The organism is Streptomyces albidochromogenes (genome assembly GCF_005981925.1).
Classification (GTDB): domain Bacteria; phylum Actinomycetota; class Actinomycetes; order Streptomycetales; family Streptomycetaceae; genus Streptomyces; species Streptomyces albidochromogenes.
In genome coordinates this window covers 1-9,605 of the sequence record NZ_VBVX01000262.1, presented here as the reverse complement: position 1 = coordinate 9,605, position 9,605 = coordinate 1, and the positions used below count along the sequence as shown (strand labels likewise).

Sequence of the window (9,605 nt, the reverse complement as noted above, 5' to 3'; positions counted from 1 at the left end):
CGCCACCCCGTGTCCTTCGCCTGGCAGACCCAGTCGACCACCGACGCCGCGCAGATCGGACGCTGGGCCGAGGGCCAGCCCCAGGCGAACTTCATCACCGCCACCGGCATGGTCCACGACGTGCTCGACGTACCGCTCGAAGCCGGCCGCAACGCGCTGGAGCGGCTGCTCGAAGCCGGGGTCGACGTCGGCCCGGTGGCCGAGTTCGGCGCCAGCAACGGCGACGACGCGCGCCTGCTCTTCTTCACCGCCACCCGCGGCACCCCGGACGACGAGGACGAGTGGTGGCCCTGCGAACTCGACTGCCACCCCGAGACCATGGACGAGCATCCGGGGCTGCGCTGGCACTGCCGGGGCAGCTACGTCCTCGTACCGCCGGCGCGGCTTCCCGGAGACCACGGGGTCGGCTGGGTGCGCGGCCTCGAACACCCGCTGCCCGACCCGCTGACCCTCCTGGAGACGCTGACCGACGCCTGCGCGCGGTACGTCGGCGAGGACGACCCGGACGACCACCACGCGGTGGCCTGGCCGCTGGGCCGCTGACCCGCCGGGACGGCGGAGCGGCTCACGACCCCTGGGCGGCCGTGAGCCCCTGAATGCGCGCGAGCACGGTCACCTTCGGAGCGCCCTTGCCCGCGCCGGCCGACCCGCCCGCCGCGTCCTTCGCCGGCACCTGCGCGACCTGGCTGGAGACCCGCTCCTTGGTGAGCTTGGTCCTCGCGGTGCCGGTCATCAGCGCCCGTACGTCGGCGTTGAGATCCAGCCGCACCCCCTGGGCCACGGTCTGCTGCTCGAACTGGCGGGTCGCGAAGAACACCGTCGCCCCGCCGTCCGCCGTGACCAGCCCCAGCGGCGCGAACGTCCCGGTGTCCAGCGGCTGGTCGCGGTACTGGACCGTGCGCCCGATCTGCCGCGCCGACTTCTGGCGCGCCTGGCGTACGGCGGAGGTGTGCGGCCCCGGTGCGAAGTTCTCCGGCTTGCCGTCCTGCATGTACGACGCGTACTGCACGCTCAGGTCCTTCGGCGGCACCACGAGCGAGGGCGCGTCCGGCGCCACCGGCTCGGCCCAGCCGTCCGCGTCCTTCTTGAACGTGGGCACCTCGTTCGGCGTGAGCACCGACAGGTGCGAGACCTCCCACAGCTGGTCGGCCCCGCCGCGTACGAACACCAGCATCCAGCGGGTGTCGAGCCGCCCGGTGTCCTTGTCGCGGTTGCTGTCGGTGTCCGCGACGAACCACCGCGGCCAGCCCGCCTTCTTGGGGATGGCGAACTTGGCGTCGGTCAGCTCCAGCGGATCGTGCCGCGGATTGCCGTCCGGGCTCTGCGTCTGGCGCGCCTTGAGGCCCGCCTGATTGATCGCGCCGAGCGCGCCGGTGACCCGGCCCGCGTCGAGGGCCGGGTCGTACGCCTTGTCCGCCTTGTTGTACGCCGCGGTGAAGTCCTTCAGGGCCCGCGCGGCCTCGGACTCGCTCGCCGACGGCACCACTTCCAGCTCGCCGTGCACCGTCACGCACCCGCTCGCCGTCAACGACAGCGCCGTCGCCGTCGCGAGACCCGTTACCAGCCGCCTCAGCGTGCTCCTGCTCATGCGCTGCCTTCTGTGTCTTCGTCCCCACCGACTTCCGGAACCCTACCGGGGACCGGAAAAGCACGGGCGCGGGGACCGGGTACAGCGGCCACACCGTGACCTGGCGAGGCCGGCCCCGCCGGGGGCGCGGATCCGGGTGCTTCAATGCCGGGGTGAACGAACTCGACGTCCTGCACGTCTTCTGCGGCCCGGACGGACGCCACGGCAACGCCCTCGGCGTCGTGCGCGACGGGCGGGCCTACCCCGACGAGGCGTCACGCCAGGCCCTCGCCGCCGAACTGGGCTTCAGCGAGACCGTGTTCGTCGACGACCCCGAGCGCGGCGTCGTCGACATCCACGCGCCCGGCCGGCGCGTCCCCTTCGCCGGGCACCCGCTGGTCGGCGCAGCCTGGCTGCTCGACCTGGAAGTGGTCAACGCGCCCGTCGGGGAGGTGTGGGCACGCCACGACGGCGAGTTCACCTGGATCACCGCGCACGCCGAGTGGGCCCCGCCGCGCCGCCTGCGGCGGTACGCCTGCGCGGCCGAGGTCGACGCGCTGCCCGCGCCGCCGCCCGCCGACGGCCCGCTGTACGCGTGGGCGTGGGAGGACGAGGCGGCGGGCCGGGTGCGCGCCCGCGCGTTCCCGCTGTGCGACGACGGTACGGAGGACGAGGCGACCGGGGGCGCCGCGCTCCTGCTCACCGCGGAGTTGGGCCGGGCCCTGAACATCACGCAGGGCTCCGGGTCCCAGCTCCTGACGGCTCCGGGACCCGACGCCTCGATCGAGATCGGCGGCCGCGTCCGCTTCGCGTCGTACGCCCGCGGACCGGCCGCCGGGCTCAGGCGCTGAGCGGGAACTCCGCGCCCAGCTCCCGGAAGAGGGCCCCGTTGAAGTCGAACGCGCGCTTGCACTCGTCGACGATGCGCTGCTTCTCCAGGTCGTCGGCGTTCACCCGGTCCAGCAGCTCCCGGTAACCGCGCTTGAAGGCGGCCGGGTTGGCGATGTCCTCGAAGACGTAGAAGCGCACTCCGTCGCCCTTGCGCGCGAAGCCCCAGGTGCGCTCCGCCTTGTCGCGGATGATCTGGCCGCCCGACAGGTCGCCGAGGTAGCGCGTGTAGTGGTGCGCCACGTAACCGGCCGGCCAGTCGCGCGCGCACGCGGTGATGCGTGCGGCGTACGCCTCCGTCGCCGGCAGCGGCCGGGCCGCCGCGCGCCAGTCCGCGCCGCGCAGATGCGCCAGGTCGCGCTCCAGCTCGGCGGTCCGCATCAGCTCCGGCCGGATGAACGGGCCGGCGACCGGATCGTCCGCCAGCGGTCGGGCTGCCTCCTCCAGCGCCCGGTACACGAACCACAGCTGCTCCGTGTAGCGCGCGTACGCGTCCACAGGGAGCTTCCCGCCGAGCAGATCGCTCATGAAGGAGGACGTCTCCGCCTCGGTGTGCTGCTCGTGCGAGGCGACCCGGATCAGCGTCGAGAAGGGAGTCGCGGCGTCAGTGGAGCCGGCGGCTGTGGCGGTTGCGTCCAAGGCGGACCTCCGGGGACCGAGGGGGACGGGAAGGAAGGCCGTGCGGTGGCAGCACGCGCAGCCGCCACCGCCGATCCTCCCTGCTTAGGTTTGCCTAAGTCAATGTGTTCCCGACGACCTGTCGGTAAAAACGCTACTCCCTCGTCCCGTTCACGGCAGCGTGAGGATGTCCGCGCCGGTCTCCGTGACCACGAGCGTGTGCTCGAACTGCGCGGTCCGCCTGCGGTCCTTGGTCACGACCGTCCACCCGTCCTCCCACATGTCGTACTCGTGGGTGCCGAGCGTCAGCATCGGCTCGATGGTGAAGGTCATGCCGGGCTGCATCACCGTCGTGGCGTGCGGGCTGTCGTAGTGCGGGATGATCAGACCCGAGTGGAACGACGAGTTGATGCCGTGCCCCGTGAAGTCGCGCACCACGCCGTAACCGAAGCGCTTCGCGTACGACTCGATCACCCGCCCGATGACGTTGATCTGGCGCCCCGGCTTGACCGCCTTGATGGCGCGCACCAGTGACTCGCGGGTGCGCTCCACGAGCAGCCGCGACTCCTCGTCGACGTCGCCGCACAGGTACGTCGCGTTGTTGTCGCCGTGCACGCCGTTGATGTACGCCGTGACGTCGAGGTTCACGATGTCGCCGTCCCGCAGCACCGTGGAGTCCGGGATGCCGTGACAGATGACCTCGTTGACGGAGCTGCACAGCGACTTCGGGTAACCGCGGTATCCGAGGGTAGAGGGATAGGCGCCGTGGTCGATCATGAAGTCGTGGGCGACGCGGTCCAGCTCGTCCGTGGTGACACCGGGCGCGATGTGCTTGGCGGCCTCCTCCATCGCCTGCGCGGCGATACGGCCCGCGACGCGCATCCGCTCGATGGTGTCGGAATCCTGGATCTCGGGGCCGGTGTACGGCGTCGGCGCCGGCTTCCCGACGTACTCGGGACGCCGGATGTTGCCGGGAACGGAACGGGCGGGAGAAAGCTCCCCTGGTACGAGCAGCGACTGGCCAGACATGCAAGCGAGTGTATCCAGCCCCCATCGGGCAGCATGGCGACAGAGGAAGGAGCCGACGATGGCCCTGTTCAAGAAGCGCACCGCCGGAAAGCCGGGCGAATGGTTCTACTGCCTGGAACACAAGAAGGTCGAAGAGGGACCGGAGTGCCCCGCCAAGGACCGGTTCGGCCCCTACGCGACCCGCCAGCAGGCGCAGCACGCGATGGAGACGGCGGCCGAGCGCAACCTGGAATGGGAGACGGACCCCAAGTGGCACGACAAGGGCAAGGACGACGCGCGGCCCGGTGAGGAAGGCGCCTGAGCGGGCCCCGGCTCACCCCACCGGTTCAGCCGCCGCCGCGCCCTGCCGGGCCCGGCGGCGCTGGGCGTCCTCGTCCGTGTCGGCGTCGTACGTCATGAGCTTCGGCAGCGCCGCGGACAGCAGGCCGACCGAGACGACGCACGCCAGTCCGCCGCTCCAGATCGCCGGCCGGGTCCCGGACCAGCCCGCCAGAGCCCCGGCCCGCACCTGACCGAGCTGCGGCCCGACGCTGTACGACAGCACCTCGATGCCCGCGAGCCGGCCGCGCAGCTCCTCGGGGATCGTCTGGTTCCAGATGGTCGACCGCCCGAGCCCGCTGAGCATGTCGCCCGCGCCCGCGAACGCCAGGCACACCAGCACGGCCCACACACTGCTGAACCACCCGGCGGCGGCGATCGCCAGCCCCCAGCCGGCCGCGCCGTACACGACGAGCTGCCCGTGCCGCCGCACACGCGACGCCCAGCCGCTGGTCAGGCCGACGATCACCGACCCGACGGACCCGGCGGCGTACATCAGCCCGAGCGCCCACTCGGCGTCGAGGTCGTCCGCGAGGAACGGGAAGACCGCGTTGGGGAACGCGAAGAACATCGCGGCCAGGTCGACGGCGTAGGTGCCCAGCAGCACGGGCCGGCTCCACGCGTAGCGCGCGCCCTCCGCGATGCCGCGCAGCGACGGCTTCGGGGCGTTCTCGGACGCCGGCGCGGCCTTGAGGCGCGTGCACAGCGCCACGGACACCGCGAACCCGACGACCGTGACGCCGTACGCCGTCGCGTGCCCGGCGTAGGCCACGACCACGCCCGCGACCGCCGGGCCGGCGATGGCGCCGGTCTGCCAGCGCAGCGAGTTGAGCGCGGCGGCGGCGGTGAGCTGGTCGTGCGGCACGATGCGCGCCATCAGGGAGTCCAGCGCGGGGCGCTGGAGGCCGGCGAGCGCGGAGACGCCGGCCGCGACCACGTACAGCGGCCACAGCAACGGCTCGGGCAGCAGCGCGTTGACGAGCAGCAGCCCGGCCAGCACCCCGAGGCCGGCCTCGGTCAGCGCGATGACCTTGCGCCGGTCGGCGGAGTCGGCCAGCGCGCCGCCGTACAGCCCGAACACGACCAGCGGCACCAGCTCGACGGCGCCCATCGCGCCGACCGCGAGCGGGGAGTCGGTGAGGTGCTTGATCTGCAGCGGCAGCGCGATCATGGCCATGAAGCTGCCGAAGTAGGTGACGAGCCCCTGCACGAACAGCAGGCGGAAGTCGCGCGAGCTGCGCCAGGGGGCGAGGTCCGGCAGTATCGCCGTGAGCTTGGACGTCACGACCGGCCATGGTCCGCGACACCGGCCGCCCCGACAACCGATTTACCGGCCGAAGGCGGGCTGCCGGCGCGCGCCGCCCGGTAGCCGGGGGCGGCCCACCCCGCCTACCACCGCCCCGGCGGCGGCGCCGTCAGCTGGTCGGCCAGGTGGGAGAGGCGGTCGCGCAGCCGCCGCCGTCCCCGTGGCGCCGGGACGCTGTTCTCGCCCGCCGCCGCGCTCACCAGGTGCTGCACCGTGTCCAGATCCACCTCTCCGCCGGCCGGCACGGACAGCGCCTCGTGCGCCAGCCCCCGGATCTCCCGGTCGCCGCCGTCCAGCGACAGCACGGTCGCGCCGGCCCGCCGCGCGTCGTGCACCCGCTCCAGGAGTCCCTCGCCCGGCCGCTGGGGCGCCACGACGAGCAGCGTCTCGCCCCGGCCGGCCGCCTCGATCCGGCCGAGGCCCACCGACAGGTGCGCCGGCTCCCCGGGCGCCACCCGGTGGCGTACGAGCGTGGGGTTCAGCTCCGGGAGCCCCGACCAGGCCGCCTCGTCGACGAGGTGCGCGGCGAGGTGCCACGGCTCGTACACCTCGGTCCCCACCAGCAGCAGCCCGCCGCCCTGCGGCACCACGGAGGCCCGCAGCGCCCCGGCGAACCGCCGGGCGGCCGGCAGCCACTGCGTCCCGTCGAGGACCTCACGCAGCAGGGCGACACGCACGGCATCCATGCGGCGGCATCCTGCCGGAGCCGAGTGCCCGGCCGGGGGCGAATGCCTCCGTCTCACCCGTACGAGCGTGCTACCTGCAAGTAGGGTCGGTCCATGACTTCGACTGACAGCAGCGCCGCCAGCACCGGCGCACAGAAGCCCGCAGCCAAGGACCCCTGGGACCTCCCCGACATCTCCGGCCTCGTGGTCGGCGTGCTCGGAGGAACGGGCGACCAGGGGCGCGGGCTCGCGTACCGGCTGGCCAGGGCCGGCCAGAAGGTGATCATCGGCTCGCGCGCCGCCGAGCGCGCACGGAGCGCCGCCGACGAGCTCGGCCACGGCGTGGAGGGCGCGGACAACGCCCAGTGCGCGCGCCGCAGCGACATCGTTATCGTCGCCGTGCCGTGGGACGGCCACGCCAAGACCCTCGAAGCGCTGCGCGAGGAACTGCGCGGCAAGCTCGTCGTCGACTGCGTGAACCCGCTCGGCTTCGACAAGAAGGGCGCGTACGCCCTGAAGCCGGAGGAGGGCAGCGCCGCCGAGCAGGCCGCCGCCCTGCTGCCGGACTCCCGGGTGACCGCCGCGTTCCACCACCTGTCGGCCGTGCTCCTCCAGGACCGGACGGTCGAGGAGATCGACACCGACGTGATGGTGCTGGGCGAGACCCGCGCCGACACCGACATCGTTCAGGCCCTCGCCGCCCGGATTCCCGGCATGCGCGGCGTGTTCGCGGGCCGGCTGCGGGGCGCCCACCAGGTGGAGTCCCTGGTCGCCAACCTGATCTCGGTGAACCGCCGCTACAAGGCGCACGCGGGCCTGCGCGTCACCGACGTGTAGCGGCGGCCTTGGTACGACGGCGCACCGGAGCCGCGTACAGCTGAAGTCGGGGCATGGTGGACACTGGACGGGAAGCTTTCCGCCCCGGACAGGAGCCGCCCCCCATGCCCCGCCTCGCTCTGTACGCCCTCCTCGTCTGCCTCCTCGCCGTGGCCGCCGCGGTGGTGTCCTTCGTCCAGGGCAGCTGGCTCGGCATCGTCTGGATCCTGCTGGCGGGTGTCGCCTCGAACATGGCCTGGTACTACCTGCGCAGGGCCAGGGCCGGCCGGGGGACCTCCGTCACGGGCTGACCCGCGCGGGGTCCGGGTCGCCGTCCCAGAACCGGTAGTACTCCAGGCCCGTCCGCCAGTCGTCCACTCCCAGGCCCCGCAGCACGGCGTCGACCGCGTCGAAGAAGGCGCCCCCGACCTCGGGAATCCACAGCAGGGCGAAGACCAGCAGCAGCCCGAACGGCGCGAGCGGCTCGACCTGGCGGCGGACCTTGGACGAGAGCCAGGGCTCGATCACGCCGTACCCGTCGAGACCGGGCACCGGCAGGAAGTTCAAGATCGCTGCCGTGACCTGGAGCAGCGCGAGGAAGCCGAGCGCGTACAGGAACGGGCCGGGAACGCCGTCCGTGGCGCCCAGCCAGAACGGCGCGGTGCACACGAGCGCGAACAGGACGTTCGTCAGCGGACCCGCCGCCGAGATGAGGCTGTGCTTCCAGCGGCCCCGGACGCGGCCCCGCTCGATGTAGACCGCGCCGCCCGGCAGACCGATGCCGCCCATGACCACGAAGATCACCGGCAGCACGATGCTGAGCAACGGGTGGGTGTACTTGAGGGGGTTGAGGGTCAGATAGCCCCGCGCGCCGACGGAGATGTCGCCGCCGTGCAGTGCGGTACGGGCGTGCGCGTACTCGTGCAGGCACAGCGAGACGACCCACGCGGACGTCACGAAGAGGAACACGGCGAAACCCGTGCTCGCGGAGAACTCCGTCCACACCGCCCAGCCGGAGACCGCCGTGACGGCGGCGATCCCGAGGAAGACGGGACTGATCCGCCGGTCGCGACGGGTGGGGGCGGTGGTCATGAGCGGGCCTCCAGAGGGTGGGAGCGGGCCGGACAGCAGGACTGCCTACCCGGCGGGACTGTGAAAACGCCTCGCGCGGCCCCGGTGGTTCCGGCGATGCTGCCTGCATGGCGCTCTGGCGAATCATGTACGACGGCCGGCCGGCGGAACGCCGCGGCGAACCGTTCCCGGTGGGTGACGAGGTGCGGTGGGAGCTGTCGCCGCACCGGCCGGAGCATCGGGCCTTCGGCACGCTCCGGTCCGTCCAGATCGTCGTCGGGGGGTACGCCGAGACGCACGCCGGGTCGCGCTCGTACGAGCCGGTGGCGGGGGAGCGGTGGCCGCGTCCGGTCACGACGTGTCCCCGGCCGTTCGGGGACGGGACGCGGCCGGTCCGGGACGGCCGCGGCCACCTGAACCAGGAGGCGGGCCTCCCGGCCGGCCCGCGGACGCCCGGCGAGCCGGCGTCCGTACGTCCCGGAGAATAGATCCGTGCGCTATCGCATCCTAGGCCCCACCCAAGCACTCCGCGACGACGGAACGCCCGTCGCCGTCGGCGGAGCGCGGCTGCGTGCCCTGCTGACGGCGCTCGCCCTGCGGCCGGGACGCACGGTCACCACCGGTGTCCTCACCGACGAGGTCTGGGCCGGGGAGCCGCCCGCCGACGCGAGCGGCGCGCTCCAGGCCCTGGTCGGCCGCCTGCGCCGGGCCCTCGGGCACGGCGCGATCGCCTCGGCCGACGGCGGCTACCGGCTCCGCGCCGACCCGGAGGCGGTGGACCTGTACCGCTTCGAGCGCCTGGCCCGGGAAGGCACGCGCGCCCTGGACACGGGCGACCCGGGCAAGGCGGCGGAGCTGCTCGGCGAGGCGCTGGAGCTGTGGCACGGCCCGGCCCTGGCGGGGCTCCCCGACCGTACGGCGCGGGCCGCCCACTGGGAGACCCGCCGCCTCGCGGCCCGCCGCGCCCGGCTGGGGGCCCTGCTCGCGCTGGGCCGGCCCGAGGAGGCCCTGCCGGAGCTCGCCGCCCTCTGCGACGACCACCCCATCGACGAGCAACTGCAGTGCCTGCGGTTGCGGGCGCTGCGCGACACGGGGCGTACGGCGCAGGCGCTGGCGGAGTACGACGCCATCCGCCGCGACCTGGCGGCCCGCCTGGGCACCGACCCCTCCCCGGAACTGCGCGCCCTGCACGCGGAACTACTGGCCCCGCCTGCCGACGTACGCGACCGGCGCGAACCGGCCCACGCGGCCGCGGGTACGACGCCCGAGGAGACGCCCCGGCGCGCCACCGCCCCCGGCCGCGCCACCGACGCCGACCCCCACGCCG

At 73.5% G+C, this 9,605-nt stretch carries 13 protein-coding genes; 7 read left to right on the top strand and 6 right to left on the bottom strand.

What is annotated here, in order from left to right:
- Positions 1-543, top strand: a 543-nt coding sequence (locus E2E34_RS26430) for a bifunctional DNA primase/polymerase (protein ID WP_138904426.1), incomplete at its 5' end; no start/stop codon positions are given.
- Between the two features lie 22 nt (positions 544-565).
- On the opposite strand, the gene E2E34_RS26425 is transcribed toward E2E34_RS26430, so the two are convergent.
- Positions 566-1,588, bottom strand: coding sequence for an SCO2278 family lipoprotein (locus E2E34_RS26425; protein ID WP_138904425.1), 1,023 nt, complete (start codon positions 1,586-1,588; stop codon positions 566-568).
- A 152-nt stretch (positions 1,589-1,740) separates the two neighbouring features.
- On the opposite strand from E2E34_RS26425, the gene E2E34_RS26420 reads away from it, so the two are divergent.
- A complete protein-coding gene (locus E2E34_RS26420; RefSeq protein WP_138904424.1) occupies positions 1,741-2,418 on the top strand; it encodes a PhzF family phenazine biosynthesis protein in 678 nt (225 codons plus the stop codon).
- On the opposite strand, the gene E2E34_RS26415 is transcribed toward E2E34_RS26420, so the two are convergent.
- Positions 2,408-3,094: a biliverdin-producing heme oxygenase gene (locus tag E2E34_RS26415; RefSeq protein WP_138904423.1), complete on the bottom strand. Its 687-nt coding sequence runs from the start codon at positions 3,092-3,094 to the stop codon at positions 2,408-2,410. The two genes, E2E34_RS26420 and E2E34_RS26415, sit on opposite strands and share 11 nt — an antisense overlap.
- 150 nt (positions 3,095-3,244) lie before the next feature.
- On the bottom strand, positions 3,245-4,102 hold the full coding sequence (gene map, locus E2E34_RS26410; RefSeq protein ID WP_138904422.1) for a type I methionyl aminopeptidase: 858 nt from the start codon (positions 4,100-4,102) through the stop codon (positions 3,245-3,247).
- A 58-nt stretch (positions 4,103-4,160) separates the two neighbouring features.
- Between map and E2E34_RS26405 the strand changes: the two genes are divergently transcribed.
- The gene (locus E2E34_RS26405; RefSeq protein WP_138904421.1) at positions 4,161-4,403 is read left to right on the top strand and encodes a hypothetical protein; all 243 of its coding nucleotides are present in this window, start codon (positions 4,161-4,163) and stop codon (positions 4,401-4,403) included.
- A 12-nt stretch (positions 4,404-4,415) separates the two neighbouring features.
- Here E2E34_RS26405 and E2E34_RS26400 read toward each other — a convergent pair whose 3' ends face one another.
- Both E2E34_RS26400 and E2E34_RS26395 read right to left on the bottom strand, forming a co-directional pair.
- Positions 4,416-5,705 (bottom strand): MFS transporter, encoded by a 1,290-nt coding sequence (locus E2E34_RS26400; protein WP_138904420.1) that lies wholly within the window; start codon positions 5,703-5,705, stop codon positions 4,416-4,418.
- A 104-nt stretch (positions 5,706-5,809) separates the two neighbouring features.
- Positions 5,810-6,412: a hypothetical protein gene (locus tag E2E34_RS26395; RefSeq protein WP_138904419.1), complete on the bottom strand. Its 603-nt coding sequence runs from the start codon at positions 6,410-6,412 to the stop codon at positions 5,810-5,812.
- A 93-nt stretch (positions 6,413-6,505) separates the two neighbouring features.
- Here E2E34_RS26395 and npdG point away from each other — a divergent pair, with 93 nt between their 5' ends.
- Both npdG and E2E34_RS26385 read left to right on the top strand, forming a co-directional pair.
- Positions 6,506-7,228, top strand: coding sequence for an NADPH-dependent F420 reductase (gene npdG, locus E2E34_RS26390; protein ID WP_138904418.1), 723 nt, complete (start codon positions 6,506-6,508; stop codon positions 7,226-7,228).
- Positions 7,229-7,281: 53 nt separating this feature from the next.
- Positions 7,282-7,518, top strand: a complete 237-nt coding sequence (locus E2E34_RS26385) for a hypothetical protein (protein WP_138904417.1) — start codon at positions 7,282-7,284, stop codon at positions 7,516-7,518.
- On the opposite strand, the gene E2E34_RS26380 is transcribed toward E2E34_RS26385, so the two are convergent.
- Entirely contained in the window at positions 7,508-8,299 is a 792-nt protein-coding gene (locus E2E34_RS26380; protein WP_138904416.1) for a site-2 protease family protein, read from the bottom strand. The genes E2E34_RS26385 and E2E34_RS26380 overlap by 11 nt on opposite strands.
- A 107-nt stretch (positions 8,300-8,406) precedes the next feature.
- Between E2E34_RS26380 and E2E34_RS26375 the strand changes: the two genes are divergently transcribed.
- Together E2E34_RS26375 and E2E34_RS26370 are read left to right on the top strand one after the other, a co-directional pair.
- Positions 8,407-8,766: a DUF6578 domain-containing protein gene (locus E2E34_RS26375; RefSeq protein WP_138904415.1), complete on the top strand. Its 360-nt coding sequence runs from the start codon at positions 8,407-8,409 to the stop codon at positions 8,764-8,766.
- Positions 8,767-8,770: 4 nt separating this feature from the next.
- Positions 8,771-9,605 (top strand): AfsR/SARP family transcriptional regulator (locus tag E2E34_RS26370; protein ID WP_208765346.1); only part of this gene is annotated, 835 nt, incomplete at its 3' end.

Excerpts from the sequence above, each read along its gene's own strand:
- E2E34_RS26395 (WP_138904419.1), bottom strand. The coding sequence starts at position 6,412 with ATGGATGCCGTGCGTGTCGCCCTGCTGCGTGAGGTCCTCGACGGGACG.
- E2E34_RS26385 (WP_138904417.1), top strand. The coding sequence starts at position 7,282 with ATGGTGGACACTGGACGGGAAGCTTTCCGCCCCGGACAGGAGCCGCCC.
- map (WP_138904422.1), bottom strand. The coding sequence starts at position 4,102 with ATGTCTGGCCAGTCGCTGCTCGTACCAGGGGAGCTTTCTCCCGCCCGT.
- E2E34_RS26405 (WP_138904421.1), top strand. The coding sequence starts at position 4,161 with ATGGCCCTGTTCAAGAAGCGCACCGCCGGAAAGCCGGGCGAATGGTTC.
- E2E34_RS26380 (WP_138904416.1), bottom strand. The coding sequence starts at position 8,299 with ATGACCACCGCCCCCACCCGTCGCGACCGGCGGATCAGTCCCGTCTTC.
- E2E34_RS26375 (WP_138904415.1), top strand. The coding sequence starts at position 8,407 with ATGGCGCTCTGGCGAATCATGTACGACGGCCGGCCGGCGGAACGCCGC.
- npdG (WP_138904418.1), top strand. The coding sequence starts at position 6,506 with ATGACTTCGACTGACAGCAGCGCCGCCAGCACCGGCGCACAGAAGCCC.
- E2E34_RS26425 (WP_138904425.1), bottom strand. The coding sequence starts at position 1,588 with ATGAGCAGGAGCACGCTGAGGCGGCTGGTAACGGGTCTCGCGACGGCG.